This window comes from Thioalkalivibrio sp. ALE21 (assembly GCF_003208255.1).
Taxonomy (GTDB): Bacteria; Pseudomonadota; Gammaproteobacteria; order Ectothiorhodospirales; family Ectothiorhodospiraceae; genus Thioalkalivibrio; species Thioalkalivibrio halophilus.
Map to the genome: position 1 here is coordinate 170,680 of NZ_QKMA01000003.1, position 15,935 is coordinate 186,614.

Annotated in this window: 18 protein-coding genes; all 18 read left to right on the forward strand. The window is 65.9% G+C overall.

Annotated elements, in window-relative coordinates:
* Nucleotides 1-69: 69 nt before the first annotated feature.
* The 18 genes from rpmH (at nt 70) to atpD (ending at nt 15,930) form a co-directional block, all read left to right on the forward strand.
* Nucleotides 70-204 carry a 50S ribosomal protein L34 gene (gene rpmH / locus D893_RS04010; protein ID WP_018868890.1) on the forward strand — a complete coding sequence of 45 codons (135 nt, stop codon included), beginning with the start codon at nt 70-72 and terminating at the stop codon, nt 202-204.
* Nucleotides 205-222: 18 nt separating this feature from the next.
* Nucleotides 223-579 (forward strand): ribonuclease P protein component, encoded by a 357-nt coding sequence (rnpA, locus tag D893_RS04015; RefSeq protein WP_110619191.1) that lies wholly within the window; start codon nt 223-225, stop codon nt 577-579.
* Nucleotides 576-833 carry a membrane protein insertion efficiency factor YidD gene (gene yidD, locus D893_RS04020; RefSeq protein ID WP_018868892.1) on the forward strand — a complete coding sequence of 86 codons (258 nt, stop codon included), beginning with the start codon at nt 576-578 and terminating at the stop codon, nt 831-833. The genes rnpA and yidD overlap by 4 nt, the downstream gene beginning before the upstream one ends.
* 8 nt (nt 834-841) lie before the next feature.
* Entirely contained in the window at nt 842-2,545 is a 1,704-nt protein-coding gene (gene yidC / locus D893_RS04025; protein ID WP_018947252.1) for a membrane protein insertase YidC, read from the forward strand.
* 6 nt (nt 2,546-2,551) lie between these two features.
* A complete protein-coding gene (gene mnmE, locus D893_RS04030; RefSeq protein WP_110619192.1) occupies nt 2,552-3,868 on the forward strand; it encodes a tRNA uridine-5-carboxymethylaminomethyl(34) synthesis GTPase MnmE in 1,317 nt (438 codons plus the stop codon).
* A 79-nt stretch (nt 3,869-3,947) separates the two neighbouring features.
* On the forward strand, nt 3,948-5,108 hold the full coding sequence (locus D893_RS04035) for a diguanylate cyclase (RefSeq protein ID WP_018947250.1): 1,161 nt from the start codon (nt 3,948-3,950) through the stop codon (nt 5,106-5,108).
* Nucleotides 5,109-5,218: 110 nt separating this feature from the next.
* Nucleotides 5,219-7,093, forward strand: a complete 1,875-nt coding sequence (gene mnmG, locus D893_RS04040) for a tRNA uridine-5-carboxymethylaminomethyl(34) synthesis enzyme MnmG (RefSeq protein ID WP_110619193.1) — start codon at nt 5,219-5,221, stop codon at nt 7,091-7,093.
* The gene (rsmG, locus tag D893_RS04045; RefSeq protein WP_018947248.1) at nt 7,083-7,742 is read left to right on the forward strand and encodes a 16S rRNA (guanine(527)-N(7))-methyltransferase RsmG; all 660 of its coding nucleotides are present in this window, start codon (nt 7,083-7,085) and stop codon (nt 7,740-7,742) included. Before mnmG ends, rsmG begins: the two co-directional genes overlap by 11 nt.
* Complete coding sequence (locus D893_RS04050; protein WP_019022543.1) at nt 7,739-8,494, forward strand: ParA family protein; 756 nt, start codon at nt 7,739-7,741, stop codon at nt 8,492-8,494. Before rsmG ends, D893_RS04050 begins: the two co-directional genes overlap by 4 nt.
* Nucleotides 8,495-8,520: 26 nt before the next feature.
* Entirely contained in the window at nt 8,521-9,372 is an 852-nt protein-coding gene (locus tag D893_RS04055; protein WP_018868899.1) for a ParB/RepB/Spo0J family partition protein, read from the forward strand.
* A 97-nt stretch (nt 9,373-9,469) separates the two neighbouring features.
* Nucleotides 9,470-9,856, forward strand: coding sequence for an ATP synthase subunit I (locus D893_RS04060; RefSeq protein WP_026288998.1), 387 nt, complete (start codon nt 9,470-9,472; stop codon nt 9,854-9,856).
* A gap of 16 nt (nt 9,857-9,872) precedes the next feature.
* Nucleotides 9,873-10,715 (forward strand): F0F1 ATP synthase subunit A, encoded by an 843-nt coding sequence (atpB, locus tag D893_RS04065; protein ID WP_019022541.1) that lies wholly within the window; start codon nt 9,873-9,875, stop codon nt 10,713-10,715.
* Nucleotides 10,716-10,763: 48 nt separating this feature from the next.
* The gene (gene atpE, locus D893_RS04070) at nt 10,764-11,000 is read left to right on the forward strand and encodes a F0F1 ATP synthase subunit C (RefSeq protein WP_018868902.1); all 237 of its coding nucleotides are present in this window, start codon (nt 10,764-10,766) and stop codon (nt 10,998-11,000) included.
* 53 nt (nt 11,001-11,053) lie between these two features.
* Nucleotides 11,054-11,524: a F0F1 ATP synthase subunit B gene (locus D893_RS04075; RefSeq protein WP_018947243.1), complete on the forward strand. Its 471-nt coding sequence runs from the start codon at nt 11,054-11,056 to the stop codon at nt 11,522-11,524.
* 9 nt (nt 11,525-11,533) lie between these two features.
* Nucleotides 11,534-12,070: a F0F1 ATP synthase subunit delta gene (locus tag D893_RS04080; protein WP_018947242.1), complete on the forward strand. Its 537-nt coding sequence runs from the start codon at nt 11,534-11,536 to the stop codon at nt 12,068-12,070.
* A gap of 12 nt (nt 12,071-12,082) precedes the next feature.
* Nucleotides 12,083-13,624 carry a F0F1 ATP synthase subunit alpha gene (gene atpA / locus D893_RS04085; protein WP_018947241.1) on the forward strand — a complete coding sequence of 514 codons (1,542 nt, stop codon included), beginning with the start codon at nt 12,083-12,085 and terminating at the stop codon, nt 13,622-13,624.
* Nucleotides 13,625-13,636: 12 nt separating this feature from the next.
* Entirely contained in the window at nt 13,637-14,497 is an 861-nt protein-coding gene (atpG, locus tag D893_RS04090) for a F0F1 ATP synthase subunit gamma (protein WP_018947240.1), read from the forward strand.
* A gap of 56 nt (nt 14,498-14,553) precedes the next feature.
* Nucleotides 14,554-15,930 (forward strand): F0F1 ATP synthase subunit beta, encoded by a 1,377-nt coding sequence (gene atpD, locus D893_RS04095; protein ID WP_018947239.1) that lies wholly within the window; start codon nt 14,554-14,556, stop codon nt 15,928-15,930.
* Nucleotides 15,931-15,935 lie beyond the last annotated feature (5 nt).

The following is a 15,935-nucleotide window of genomic DNA, read 5'->3' on the forward strand; positions in this document are numbered from 1 at the left end:
GGATGATTGACTTGTGGCGCTACACGGGGTAGGTTCACCGGCCTTTCATCCAGTCATTCCGGAATCATCATGAAGCGCACCTTCCAGCCCAGCCGTCTCGTCCGCGCGCGAACCCACGGATTCCGTGCCCGCATGGCCACCCGTGGCGGTCGCAAGGTCATCAATGCCCGTCGGGCCAAGGGCCGCAAGCGCCTGACGCCGTAACGCCCGGCCTCGGCCCGAGTGCCCGCGCAGTCCTCGCCGGCCGGCTTTCCGCGCGCCGCGCGCCTGCTGACCGGCGGTGACTACCGCTACGTCTTCCAGGACGCACGGCGGGTGCGCGGGCGCCACCTGACCCTGCTTTACCGCCCGCGGAGCGAGGACGGCCCTGCGCGGCTGGGCCTGGCGATCGCCAAGCGCCATGTCCGACGCGCGGTACGGCGCAACCGTATCAAGCGAATCGCCCGCGAGGCCTTTCGCCAGCGCCGTACCGAACTGCCGCCGGTGGATATCATCATCCTCGCGCGCGGCGGGGCGGGTGACGTGGAAGCCGAAGCCCTGCGGCGCGAGATCGACCATTTGCTGGACCGCATCCGATGAGCCGTCTGCTGCGCAAGATCGCCCTGTTGCCCGTGCGGGCCTATCAGTACGGCATCTCGCCGTTCATGGCGCCGCATTGCCGCCATTTCCCGACGTGTTCCGCCTACACGGTGGAAGCCGTGGAGACCCACGGCGTGCTGCGCGGATTCTGGCTGGGCCTGCGCCGCATCCTGCGCTGTCACCCCTGGTCACCGGGTGGCTATGATCCGGTCCCGCCGCGGGATCCCGACTCCCAATCTCCTTCCCGGAAGTAATCGCGCCCATGGATAACATCCGTCCCCTGCTGTGGCTGACCCTGGCCTTCATCCTGTTCCTGATGTGGATGGCCTGGAACGATGACTACGGCACCCGACCGGCCACCGAGACCGCGGCCGAACGCGAGCTGGAAGAAGATCCGGATGCGCGGCCGGAGGATGTTCCGGATACCCCGGAGGCGGCGGCCGAGCCCGAGGCCGACCCGGCCACGGATGCCCCGGAACCCATCGCGGCCCCGGAGCGGCGTCAGATCCAGGTGGTGACCGACAAGCATGACCTGCTGATCGATACCCGCGGTGGCACGATCCTGCGGGCCGATCTGCTGCAGTTCCCGCAGGATCTGCGCGACGACCCCCTGGTGCCGGTGCGCCTGCTGGATCACCGCATTCGCGGTTATGTCGCGCAGAGCGGCCTGACCCACGACCGCGTTGAGGGTGTCGACCCCGAAGGACGCGCGCCGTCGCATCACGCCGACTTCGAGGTCGACCAGGATCGTTTCGAGCTGGGCGAAGGCCAGGATCAGCTGCGCGTGCCGATGCGCTGGACCTCGGAAGACGGTGAGATCGAGGTCGTGAAGACCTACGTCTTCAACCGCGGCACCCACCTGATCGAGGTGGAATACGAGGTCCACAACCACAGTGCCGATCCCTGGATCGGGCGTCAGTATCGCCAGCTGCGTCATGGCGAGACCCCCGACCGTGAATCCTGGTGGCTGTACACCTTTACCGGAGCGGCCTGGTACGACGGCAGCTACGAGCGCGAGCGTTTCGAGTCGCTGGCGGACGATCCGGTCGAGGATCGCATCGAGGGTGGCTGGGTCTCGATGATCGAGCACTATTTCGTGTCGGCCTGGATCCCGGGCGCCGAGGAACTCAACGCCCTGTATGCCCGTGGGGTCCCCGGGGAAGTGGGCGAGGAGTACCTGATCGGCCTGCATTCGGCCGAGCCGTTGCGCGTGGCCTCGGGCGACAGCGGCCAGTTCCATACCCGCCTGTGGGTCGGCCCCAAGACCCAGGCGGAGCTGGCCGAAATCGCGGACGGCCTGCAATTGACGGTCGATTACGGGGTGTTCACCTTCCTCTCCAGCCCGCTGTTCTGGCTGCTGGACAAGATCCACGCGGTCGTCGGTAACTGGGGCTGGTCCATCGTCATCCTGACGATCCTGATCAAGCTGGCCTTCTTCAAGCTGTCGGCGACCAGTTACCGCTCCATGGCGCGCATGCGCAAGGTCGCGCCCAAGCTGCAGGAGCTGAAGGAGCGCTACAAGGACGACAAGCAGCGCATGAACCAGGCGCTGATGGACCTGTACAAGAAGGAGAAGATCAATCCGCTGGGTGGCTGTCTCCCGATCCTGGTGCAGATACCGGTGTTCATCGCCCTGTACTGGGTGCTGCTGGAGAGTGTCGAACTGCGTCAGGCCCCCTGGTGGCTGTGGATCCAGGATCTGTCGTCACGCGATCCGTTCTTCATCCTGCCGATCCTGATGGGCGTGTCCATGTTCGTGCAGTACAAGCTGAACCCGCCGCCGATGGATCCGGTGCAGCAGAAGATCTTCATGGCGCTGCCGTTCGTGTTCACCGTGTTCTTCGCCTTCTTCCCGGCGGGCCTGGTGCTGTACTGGTTCACCAACAACCTGTTCTCCATCGCGCAGCAGTGGTACATCACGCGCAAGATCGAGACCGGCGCGGACCCCGACAAGCAGAAGGAGTGACCCTTCGTGGACGGTGACACCATCGTCGCGGTCGCGACCCCTCCGGGGTCCGGCGGCATCGGGGTGGTGCGCCTTTCCGGTCCCGATGCTGTGGCACTGGCGCGGCGGATCGCCGGGCTTGATCCACGGCCGCGGCACGCCCATTACGTGCGCCTGCAGGATCCTGCCGATGATGCGCTGATCGACGACGGTCTGGTGCTGTTCTTCCCGGGCCCGCGTTCCTACACCGGAGAGGACGTGGTCGAATTCCAGGGCCACGGGAGCCCCGTACTCCTGGAGCGGCTGGTCGCGGCCTGCGTGGCCCTGGGCGCGCGCCGTGCGCGCCCGGGCGAATACACCGAACGCGCGTTCCTCAATGGCCGCATGGACCTGGCCCAGGCGGAGGCCGTCGCCGATCTCATCCACGCCCAGACCGAGCGCGCGGCGCGGCGCGCACGTTCCAGTCTGGACGGCGCCCTGGCGGCCGAGCTGCAGCCGGTCTCCCGCCGCATCCGCGACCTGCGGGTCCACATGGAGGCGGAACTGGACTTTGGCGAGACCGATCTCGAGTCGAATGTGGCCGGGACGCTGGCTCCGGCGGCGGCCGAACTCGCCGCGCAGATCCGCGCGCTGATCGAACGCCTGCGGCCCGGCCGCTACCTGGACCGCGGTCTGCGACTGGCGCTGCTCGGGCCACCCAACGCCGGCAAGTCCAGCCTGATGAACCGCCTTGCAGAGGATGAGGTTGCCATCGTCACCGACCGGCCCGGGACCACGCGCGACGTGCTGCGGGCACCGGTCGCGATCCATGGCATTCCCGTCGAGGTGGTGGATACGGCCGGCCTGCACGGGAGCGAGGATCCGGTGGAGCGGATCGGCATGGAACGGGCCCGCGAGGCCGGACGGACGGCCGACCTGGTGCTCGAGCTGCGTGACCTCACCGATCCCGACGCCGGGATACCACAGGACCTGCCGGCCGATCTGCCGCGCCTGGTAGTGTGGAACAAGAGCGATCTTGCCGATGACCGGCAGGGTTCTGTCTCCGCCGACGCGCTCGCGATCTCCGCGCGCACCGGCGAGGGACTGGATGCGCTGCGCGACGCGATTGCCGCGCGCCTGGGCCTGGCGCCCGAGACGGACGGCGGCTTCAGCGTGCGTGCGCGCCACCTCGACGGGCTGGTGGCGGCCGCGAGTGCCCTGGAACGCATCGACCCGGCACTGCCCGGCGATCTCGCCGCCGAAGAACTGCGCAGCGCCGAACAGGCCCTCGACGCCCTCCTCGGACGCCAGGACCACGAGGCCCTGCTGGGCGAGATCTTCGCCGGGTTCTGCATCGGCAAATAATCCGAGTGCCGTTCTGCGGCTTTTGCATTCGCCGTGATCCCGCCGCAGGCTTGCCGAATCCCGAGCGAAGGAATGCGGCATGGCGACCGAACCGGAAGTCCCGACCGAGGAATCCTCCCCTGCCTCCCTGCGTGAACGCCTGATCCGGATGAATCTACCCGATCTCGTCCATGGTGGCGGTCACGCGCCCGACTTCCGGGAAACGCGAGCGGACTACATCCGCCGCCGGATCCGGCCGCTGGCGCTGTTGCTGGCCATCGGTCTGCCCCTGTGGCTGCCGCTCGAATTCTTCCTGCTGGATACCCCGGACGCCCTGCTTACGATGATCCTGCGGCTCACAGGGGCCGGCGCCGGGCTGGTGCTGTGGTGGAGTTGCCGCCAGGATACCGGCTACCGCGGCACGCTGTGGCGCCTCGCCCTGCTGCTGGCGATTCCGATGACGCTCTATGCCATGGCGCGGTTCATCATCAATTCCGACCTCGAGTCGGCGCTCGCCTCGGGTTACGCCTTCTTTCCGGCGCTCACGGTCGCGGCCCTGGCCATCTTCCCGCTGACCCTGCGCGAAGGTGCGTTCGGTTCGGTTGTCATCCTCGCCGTCTACATGGCCATCGAGGCGGCCATGGGCAATCTGGGTCGCTGGGACACCCTGGGCAATCTCTGGCTGCTGGTGCTGGTGGCCGGGGTAGCCGTATGGGCCGCTCTGAGTCAGCTGCACATGCTGCTGCGGCTCTACCGGCAGGCCACTCGCGATCCGCTGACCGGCCTGTTCAACCGCGGGGCCCTCGCGCGCCGGGTACGGAGTCAGCTGGAAGTTGGCGGCGGGGCGGATGCCGGCCTGTGCGTGCTGCTGTTCGATCTCGACTGGTTCAAGCGGATCAACGACACCCATGGCCATCGTGCCGGCGATCGGGTGCTGGAACATTTCGCTGCCCTGCTGCAGGACGAGTTGTGCGACGGCGGCACCCCCGGCCGCTGGGGCGGTGAAGAATTCCTCGCGGTCCTGCCGCACGGCGACCTCGAGCGCGCGCGAGCGCTGGCGGAACGGATTCGCGAGCGCCTGGGGGCGGAACCCGTCGATCTGTTTCCGGCGGATTCGCTGACCGTAACCGCCTCGGTGGGCGTGGCGTGTCGCCAGGGTGACGAATCGCTGGACGCGCTGGTGCAGCGCGCCGATGACGCACTGTACGCCGCCAAGACCGCCGGCCGGGACTGCGTGCGCAGCGCCCCCGTCCCGACCTGATCGAGTCGAAAGCGATTCACGGTATGGTCACTTCGGGACCGGCAGCGCTCCTGCTACACTGATCGCTTGCAACGCAGTGGCCCGACCCCCGGGCCGGGAAGTTCTCGAGCATGGCGGAATCCTTTGATGTCATCGTAGTGGGCGGCGGGCATGCCGGTACCGAGGCAGCCCTGGCGGCAGCGCGCACCGGTGCGCAAACCCTGCTGCTGACCCACAATCTCGAGACCGTCGGGCAGATGAGCTGCAACCCGGCGATCGGCGGCATTGGCAAGGGGCATCTGGTCAGGGAGATCGATGCACTGGGCGGGGTCATGGCGCGGGCCGCGGATGCCGCGGGTATCCATTTCCGCGTCCTGAACCGGCGCAAGGGGCCGGCGGTGCGCGCCACCCGTGCGCAGTCGGATCGCCAGCTCTATCGCCTGGCCGTACGCCGCGCCGTCGACCAGTGTCCCAACCTGCGGGTCTTTCAGCAGGGCGTGGCCGATGTCGTGCTCGACGGTGACCGCGCTGCGGCGGTCGTGACCGACGGCGGGATCCGCTTCGAGGCCCGCTCGGTGGTGCTGACCGTGGGCACCTTCCTCAACGGCCGGATGCATACCGGCGAGCAGAACCAGGCCGGCGGCCGCGCCGGCGACCCGCCGAGCGAACGCCTGGCGGCGCGCCTGCGCGAGATGGCGTTCGATGTCGGCCGGCTGAAGACCGGTACCCCGCCACGCATCGACGGCCGCAGCGTCGACTTTTCCGTGCTGGAACGTCAGCCTGGCGACGATCCGCGACCGGTCTTCTCGTTCGTCGGTTCGCGCGACGAGCATCCGCCGCAGCGTGCCTGTCATATCGCCCGGACCACCGAGCATACCCACGCGATCATCCGCGACAACCTCGAGCGCTCGCCGATGTATTCCGGGGCCATCGACAGCACCGGTCCGCGCTACTGTCCGTCGATCGAGGACAAGGTGGTGCGCTTCGCGGACAAGGACAGTCACCAGATCTTTGTGGAACCCGAAGGCCTGGATACCCACGAGCTGTATCCCAACGGCATCTCCACCAGCCTCCCCTGGGAGGTACAGGTCGACGTGGTCCGCAGCATCCCCGGTTTCGCGCACGCACACATCACCCGTCCGGGGTATGCGATCGAATACGATTTCTTCGACCCGCGCGGCCTGACCCCGGCGCTGGCGACCCGCGAAGTCGACAACCTGTTCCTCGCCGGCCAGATCAACGGTACGACCGGCTACGAGGAAGCGGCCGCCCAGGGGCTGGTGGCCGGCCTCAACGCCGCCCGCCACGTCGCCGGGCACGACCCGTGGGTCCCGCAGCGTTCCGAGGCCTATATCGGGGTGCTGATCGACGATCTGGTCACCCGCGGTACCCGCGAGCCCTACCGGATGTTCACCTCGCGCGCCGAACATCGCCTCCTGCTGCGCGAGGACAACGCCGATCTGCGCCTCACGCCGACGGGCCGCGAAATGGGTCTGGTCGACGACGAACGCTGGACCGTGTTCAGTCGCCGGGCCGAACAGGTGGAGGCCGAACGCGCGCGCCTGGGTGCAACCCGGCTGTCGCGCGAACAGCGGCGCAGCGAGGCCCTGGTCGCCTACCTCGGCCAGACACCCGATCCCGAGGCGACCCTGGAAGACCTCCTGCGTCGCCCGAACGTGGATTATCCCGGTCTGATGGCCTGCCTGCCCGAACTGGCCGCGACCCTGCCCGCCGACGTCTGCGAGCAGGTCGAGATCCAGACCAAGTATGCCGGCTACATCGAACGTCAGCAGACCGAGGTCCGGCGTCAGGAGCGCGCGGAAAACACGCCGCTGCCGGAAAATCTGGACTACGACCGCGTCCATGGCCTGTCCGCTGAACTCCGGCAGAAGCTCGCCGAGTTCCGTCCCCACACCCTGGCCCAGGCGGGGCGCATTCCCGGCGTGACTCCGGCCGCGCTGTCCGCTCTGGCCGTGCATCTGAAGCAGCGGGCCAGTGGCGAATGAGGACACCTGGCGTGCGGAGCTTGCGCGCCACGCCCCCGCCGCGGGTCTGACGGAACCCGCGATCGACGCGCTGGTGACCTGGCTGAGTCAGCTCGAACGCTGGAACCGGGTGCACAACCTGAGCGCGGTGCGCGATCCGCAGCAGATGGTGTCGCGGCATGTCTTCGACAGTCTCAGCCTGCGCCCGTGGCTGCACGGGCAGCGCATCCTGGACGTGGGAACCGGTGCCGGACTGCCGGGACTGATCCTGGCCCTGGCCGACGCGTACGCCCCCGACGGCCATGCGGCCGCGAATCGGCGGTACTGCCTGCTGGACAGTGCCGCCAAGCGCGTTCGCTTCCTGCGTCACGTGATCGGCCTGCTGCGGACGGAAAACGTCGAGGCCCGTCATCTGCGGATCGAGCAGTTCGCGCCGCAGACCCCGTTCGATACCCTGGTCTCGCGCGCCTTCAAGGCCCCCGCCGAGACCCTTGAGCGCGCCGGCCATCTGGTCGCCCCGCAGGGGCGGGTACTGGCGATGCTGGGCCCGGCGGACCGCGCCCGCGAGGCGTTGCCGCCACCGTGGTCGTATCATGCGGTCGAGCCGGTTACCATTCCCGGCGAGCACGCCCCCCGTCACATCGCCATCATCGAGAGAACCGCGCCGTGACCGAAACCCTCGCGATCACCAACCAGAAGGGCGGCGTCGGCAAGACGACCACCTGCGTCAACCTGGCCGCATCGCTCGCCCGTCTGGGGCGTTCGGTGCTGGTGGTCGACATGGACCCGCAGGGCAACGCGACCACGGGATCCGGCGAAGACAAGCATGCCGACGTACGCACCACCTGCGACGTCCTGCTGGGTGATGCGCCCCTGGATGATGTCGTGCAGCGCGTCGAGGCCGGCTTCGATCTGCTGCCGGCCAACGGTGACCTGACCGTGGCCGAGGTGCGCCTGATGGAAGAAGAGGGCCGCGAATATCGCCTGCAACAGGCCCTGGCGGATGCCCGTGGCCGCTGGGACTACGTGCTGGTCGACTGCCCGCCGTCACTCAACCTGCTGACGGTCAACGGTCTGGTCGCTGCCGACGGCGTGGTTATCCCCATGCAGTGCGAGTACTACGCCCTCGAGGGTCTCACCGCGCTGATGCGCACTATCGAGAGCATCCAGCGCGGGCCCAATCCCCGCCTGCGCATCGCCGGGCTGCTGCGCACCATGTTCGACGCCCGCAACCGTCTCGCCGGCGACGTATCCGAGCAGCTGACCGGGTATTTTGGCGACCGGGTCTACAATACCGTGATCCCGCGCAACATCCGCCTGGCCGAAGCCCCCAGCTTCGGTCAGCCTGCTCTGTTGTATGATGCTTCATCGCGCGGCGCGGTCGCCTATCTCGCCCTGGCAGGCGAACTGCTGCGCCGCTGATTGCTCCTTTCGGCAGGATTCGACACATGGCCAGAAGAAACAGTGGACGACTCGGACGTGGTATCGACGCGCTGCTCAGCGGGGCCTCCGAGGAGCCCGGCGAAGAGGATCGCCTGGAGTCCGTGCCGGTCGAACGCATCCGCCGCGGCCGTTACCAGCCGCGCGGCCGGATTTCCGAAGAGGCGCTGGCCGAACTGACCGAATCCATCCGCTCGCAGGGCATCGTACAGCCGGTGGTCCTGCGGCCGGTGGACGATGGCTACGAGCTGATCGCCGGCGAGCGACGCTGGCGCGCCGCCCAGCAGGCAGGCCTCGAAACGGTCCCGGCAGTGATCCGCGAGATCCCCGACCAGGCGGCCGCCGCGATGGCCCTGATCGAGAACATCCAGCGGGAGAACCTCAACCCGCTGGAGGAAGCCAGTGCCATCCACCGCCTGATCGGCGAATTCGAACTGACCCACCAGGACGCGGCCACCGCCGTCGGCCGCTCGCGCACCGCGGTGACCAACCTCCTGCGGCTGCTGGAGCTCCACGATGCGGTCAAGGTTCACGTCGACGAGGGTCGCCTCGAGATGGGCCATGCCCGCTGCATCCTCGCCCTGCCGGTCGACGACCAGCCCGAGGTCGCCGAGCGCGTCGTCAAGCGCGGCCTCTCGGTACGCGCCACCGAACAGCTGGTGCGCCGCACCCTCGAGCAGAAGGATGCCGAGCCGGTCTCCACCGAGCCCCCGCCCGAGATCCGGCAGCTGGAGAGCCGCCTGGCCGACACCCTGGGTGCTCCCGTCCAGGTGCGTTACAACCGTCAGGGCAAGGGCCGCCTGGTGATCGAATACAACTCCCTGGACGAGCTCGACGGAATCCTTTCACATATTCAGTAACCCGGTCGGCTCCCGCGGGTCGCGTTGACCTCCCTTAAGGGCCCACTTATACTGCGCGCAATTTTCCGGAGAGGGGTGGGTTGTGCCCATCCACCAGATGACACTGCGACGCTTCAGCCCTGCCATCCAGTCGCTCGGTCTGCAGCTCGCAGTCACCCTTCTCCTGACGGTGCTCTTGCTGGTGCTGTCGTTACCGTCGGCCGCCATCTCGATGGCGCTCGGCGGCGGGATTGCCGCCCTCGGAAACGCCGTGATGGTATTTGCGGTCTTCGGGGCGTATCGTGCGTCGGCCGCCCGCAACCTGGCCGGGCGCATGATGCTGGCTCAGGTATTCCGGCTGCTGCTCATCGCAGCCGCATTTGCGGCGGTGTTCGCGGGTTACGAGAACCCCGACCTGCTCGCCCTGTTCGGTGGCTTTCTCGCGGTGCATCTTCTGCCCGTGTGGTGGGTCCACCGGGCATCCGCCCAAGCAATGAAGAGATAGCGACATGGCTTCAGAAATGGACGACCATATCAATCACCATCTCACGAACCTGACCTTCGGGTATCATCCGGAGGACGGGCTCGGCTTCGCGATGAGCGCATCGGAGGCCGCCGAGATGGGTTTCTGGGCCATCCACGTCGATTCGATGATCTGGTCCATCGGCCTCGGCCTGCTGTTCATCCTCAGCTTCCGTTACGCGGCAAAGCGGGTCACCGCCGGTGTCCCCGGTGGCTGGCAGAACTTCGTCGAATGGATCATGGACTTCGTCGACACCAACGTGCGCGGTTCGTTCAAGCACAAGAACGACCTCATCGCGCCGCTGGCACTGACTATCTTTATCTGGATCTTCCTCCTGAACCTGATGGACCTGGTGCCGGTGGATCTGATCCCGCACCTCGCCTATCTGCTGGGCATCCCGTACTTCAAGATCGTGCCCACGACCGACATCAACGTGACGATCGGTCTGGCGCTGGGCGTGTTCATTCTCATCATCTATTACTCGCTGAAGATCAAGGGTCCGGTGGGTTTCGTCAAGGAGCTGACCGGTGCGCCGTTCCAGACCTCCATCACCCCGCTGAAGCCCCTGACCTGGGTGGCCAACTTCGTGCTGGAAGTCGTCGACCTCCTGGCCAAGCCGGCTTCTCTCGCCCTGCGACTGTTCGGCAACCTGTACGCCGCCGAGATGATCTTTATCCTCATCGGCCTGATGTACTCCGCCGGGCTGATGTTCGGGCTTGCCGGGGGGGTGCTGCACGTCGGCTGGGCGATCTTCCACATCCTCGTGGTGCCGCTGCAGGCCTTCATCTTCATGGTGCTGACCATCGTCTATCTGGACATGGCTCACTCGGAAGACCACTGATAACCCTTAACTTCAACTGACCGTCTCAACTTCACTGGAGATATTACGATGGAAATGGCTAACGCTCTGGTTATTATCGCCGCCGCTCTGATGATGGGCATGGCCGCTATCGGCGCCGCGATTGGTGTCGCCACCCTCGGGGGTCGCTTCCTCGAAGGCGCCGCCCGTCAGCCGGAACTGATCCCGATGCTGCGCACCAACTTCTTCATCGTTGTGGGTCTGACCGACGCCGTCCCGATGATCTCGGTGGGTATCGGCCTGTACGTCCTGTTCGTTCTCGGCTAAGGGCTGATCGAGTCACGAGGATCCCTCACCACTCGTCAACCTGAGGTAGCAGGATGAATATCAATCTCACCATCATCGGGCAGCTGCTGGCCTTCAGCGTTTTCGTATGGTTCACCATGCGATTCGTATGGCCGCCGCTGACCCAGGCCCTGGAGGCACGGCGCAAGAAGATCGCCGACGGCCTCGCGGCCGCCGAACGCGGCGAGAAGGAACAGGAGCTGGCCCAGGAGCGAGCGACCGAGGTCATCAAGGAGGCCAAGCAGCAGGCCAACGACATCGTCGCCTCCGCTCAGAAGCGTGCCAACGAGCTCGTCGAGGAAGCCCGCACCACCGCCCGCGAGGAAGGGGAGCGAATCAAGGAATCGGCCCAGGCCGAATCCGAGCAGGAGCTCAACCGCGCGAAGGAAGAGCTGCGCAAGCAGGTCTCCGACCTGGCAGTTCAGGGTGCCGAGCAGATCCTGGCCAAGGAGATTGACGCCAAGGCCCACGGTGACCTTCTCAAGAAGCTCGCCGCAAAGCTGTAAGGAGAGGCTATGTCAGACCTGATTTCGGTAGCCCGACCCTACGCTCGCGCCGCCTTTGAGCGGGCCCGCGACGGCCAGGATCTTGCCGGCTGGGCCGAGCAGCTGGAGTTGCTGGCGGCCATCGCCCGCGATTCCCGCGTGCACGATCTCCTCACGAACCCCCGGGTCCCGCGTGCCCAGCGTGCCCAGCTCATGCTGGACATCGCCGAGGGCAAGCTCGACGACGGCGTGGCGAACCTCGTCCGTCTCCTGGGCGAGAACGGTCGACTGCCGGCCCTGCCGGCGGTGAGCGAGGCGTTCAATGCGCTGAAGGCCGAGGCGGAAAGTCGCGTGGAGGCCGAGGTCATTGCCTCCCGCAAGCTCACGCAGGCGCAGGAGAAAGAGATCCACAAGGCCCTGTCCCAACGACTCGGTCGCGAGGTGGATCTGACCTCCTCGGTCGACAGCTCCCTTATTGGAGGGGCCATCATCCGCGCCGGCGACCTGGTCATCGACGGCTCCGTGCGAGGCCAGCTGGACCGCCTGGCTGCCAATTTGAGTCGCTAAGAGGAAATTATCATGCAACTGAATCCCTCCGAGATCAGTGATCTGATCAAACAGCGCATCGACCAGTTCGATGCGGGCTCCGAGGCCTCCAACGAAGGCACGGTGGTCAGCCTGCAGGATGGTATCGCCCGCGTACACGGCCTGGGCGACGTCATGCAGGGCGAAATGCTCGCCTTCCCCGGGGACGTCTACGGCATGGCGCTCAACCTCGAGCGCGATTCCGTGGGCGTCGTGATCCTCGGCGACTACCAGAACCTCAGCGAGGGCGACACCGTCAAGTGCACCGGCCGTATCCTCGAGGTGCCGGTCGGCGACCAGATGCTCGGCCGTGTCGTGAACTCGCTCGGTCAACCGCTGGACGGCAAGGGCCCGATCGAGACCGATCATACCAGCCCAATCGAGCGCATGGCCCCGGGCGTGATCGAGCGCCAGGGCGTCGACCAGCCGCTGCAGAGCGGCATCAAGGCGATTGACGCCATGGTCCCGGTCGGCCGCGGCCAGCGCGAGCTGATCATCGGCGACCGTCAGACCGGCAAGACCGCGGTGGCGATCGATGCGATCATCAACCAGAAGGACTCCGGCGTTAAGTGCATCTATGTCGCCGTGGGCCAGAAGGCCTCCTCGGTCGCCTCGGTGGTGAACAAGCTTGAAGAGGCCGGCGCGATGGACAACACCATCATCGTGGCCGCCAACGCCTCCGAATCGGCCGCGATGCAGTTCATCGCTCCGTACGCCGGCTGCGCCATGGGCGAATACTTCCGCGACAAGGGCGAAGACGCACTGATCGTTTATGACGACCTGACCAAACAGGCCTGGGCGTATCGTCAGGTGTCCCTGCTCCTGCGTCGCCCGCCTGGTCGCGAGGCCTATCCGGGTGACGTCTTCTACCTGCATTCCCGTCTGCTGGAGCGCGCCTCCCGCGTCAACGAGGATTACGTGGAGAAGGCCACCAACGGTGAAGTGAAGGGTAAGACCGGCTCGCTGACCGCGCTGCCGATCATCGAGACCCAGGCCGGCGACGTCTCCGCCTTCGTGCCGACCAACGTCATCTCCATCACCGACGGTCAGATCTTCCTTGAGACCGATCTGTTCAACTCGGGCATCCGTCCGGCGATCAACGCCGGTCTCTCGGTTTCGCGAGTGGGTGGTTCGGCTCAGACCAAGATCATCAAGAAGCTGGGTGGCAGCGTCCGTCTGGATCTGGCCCAGTACCGCGAACTGGCGGCCTTCTCGCAGTTCGCGTCCGATCTGGACGAGACGACCCGCAAGCAGCTGGATCGCGGCAAGCGCGTGACCGAGCTGATGAAGCAGGGTCAGTACAAGCCGATGTCCATTGGCGAAATGGCGTTCTCGCTGTACGCGGCGAACCAGGGTTACCTGGACGACGTCGACGAGGACAAGGTGGTCGACTTCGAACGTGAACTGCAGGCGTGGCTGCGCTCGAACCAGAAGTCCCTGCTCGACGAGATCAACAGCACCGGTGACTACAACGACTCCATCCAGGAACGCATGACCAGTGCCCTGGACGAGTTCAAGTCCAAGAACACCTGGTAACGGGAGCGCGCAATGGCGGGCACAAAGGAGATCCGGACGCAGATCAAGAGTATCCAGAATACTCAGAAGATCACCAAGGCCATGGAGATGGTGGCCGCGTCCAAGATGCGCAAGGCCCAGGACCGCATGCAGGAGTCCCGGCCCTACGCCGAGAAGATCCGCGACGTGATCGGTCACGTTGCCATGGCGAACGCCCAGTACAGGCATCCGTTCATGGTCGAGCGCGACGTCAAGCGTGTCGCCATGATCGTGGTGTCGACCGACCGGGGTCTGTGCGGCGGGTTGAACACCAATCTGTTCAAGCAGGCCGTGGCGGAGATGCGGCGTTACCGTGAGGAAGGGGTCGAGGTGGACCTCTGCGTCTTCGGTAACAAGGCACTGCAGTTTTTCCGGCGGCTTGGCGGCAATATCGTGGCTCAGGCCACGGATCTCGGTGACCGCCCGCACCTCTCTGACCTCATCGGAACCGTCAAGGTCCTGCTCGACGATTTCCGTGAGGAGAAAATCGATCGCGTGGTCCTGGTGGAGAACAAGTTCGTCAACACCATGACGCAGCAACCCCGGACCACGCAGCTGCTGCCGACGGCGCCGAGCTCCGACGACGAGCTCGAGTACCACTGGGACTACATCTACGAGCCGGAGCCCTACGAGGTCCTGGATACCCTCGTCGAGCGCTACGTGGAATCCCTGATCTATCAGGCCGTAGTCGAGAACGTGGCCTGCGAAATGGCTGCGCGGATGGTGGCGATGAAGGCGGCCTCCGACAACGCCGGGACGATGATCAAGGATCTCCAGCTGGTCTACAACAAGGCACGCCAGGCCGCGATCACGCAGGAGATTTCCGAGATCGTCAGCGGCGCCGCCGCGGTCTAGAGACCGGCTCCCGCAGGCCCGACGCGGCAAGAATTACGACTTAGAGGATTGAACGCATGAGCTCTGGAAAGATTGTCGAAATCATCGGCGCTGTCGTGGACGTGGAGTTTCCCCACGGCGAAGTGCCCAAGGTGTACGACGCCCTCACCCTGGAAAACGGCCTGACCCTCGAGGTCCAGCAGCAGCTGGGTGACGGGGTCGTGCGCACCATCGCCATGGGCAGCACCGACGGCCTCAAGCGTCAGACGGCCGTGACCAGCAGCGGCGGTCCGATCTCCGTGCCGGTGGGTCAGGGGACCCTGGGCCGCGTGATGGACGTCCTCGGGCGGCCGGTCGACGAAGCCGGCGAGGTGGAAACCGAAGAAAAATGGTCCATTCACCGCAAGGCGCCCAGCTTTGACGAGCAGGCGGGTTCAACCGATCTGCTGGAAACCGGCATCAAGGTGATCGATCTGCTGTGCCCCTTTGCCAAGGGTGGCAAGGTTGGACTGTTTGGCGGCGCCGGCGTGGGCAAGACCGTCAACATGATGGAGCTCATCCGTAACATCGCGATCGAGCACAGCGGTTATTCCGTGTTCGCCGGCGTCGGTGAGCGTACTCGTGAAGGGAACGACTTCTATCACGAGATGAAGGATTCCAACGTCCTCGACAAGGTGGCTCTGGTTTACGGCCAGATGAACGAGCCGCCGGGCAACCGTCTGCGTGTGGCGCTGACCGGTCTGACCATGGCGGAGTACTTCCGTGACGAAGGTCGCGACGTGCTGATGTTCATCGACAACATCTACCGTTATACGCTGGCCGGTACCGAGGTTTCGGCACTGCTGGGCCGCATGCCCTCCGCGGTGGGTTACCAGCCGACTCTGGCGGAAGAGATGGGTGTGCTGCAGGAACGCATCACGTCGACCAAGAAGGGCTCGATCACCTCGATCCAGGCGGTCTACGTGCCGGCGGACGACCTTACCGACCCGTCCCCGGCCACGACGTTTGCGCATCTTGACGCGACCGTCGTGCTGTCGCGCCAGATCGCCGAACTGGGGATCTACCCGGCGGTGGATCCGCTGGATTCGACCTCGCGTCAGCTGGATCCGCAGATCATCGGCCAGCAGCACTACGATACCGCGCGTGCGGTGCAGGGTACGCTGCAGCGCTACAAGGAGCTGAAGGACATCATCGCGATCCTCGGCATGGACGAGCTGTCGGAAGACGACAAGCTGGTCGTGGCCCGGGCCCGCAAGATCCAGCGCTTCCTGTCGCAGCCGTTCTTTGTGGCGGAAGTGTTCACCGGTGCCCCCGGCAAGTACGTGTCGCTCAAGGACACCATCCGTGCCTTCCAGGCCATCGTGGACGGTGAGTACGATCACCTGCCCGAGCAGGCGTTCTACATGGTGGGTACCATCGAGGAAGCCGTCGAGAAGGCCGACAAACTCGGCTAAGGAGC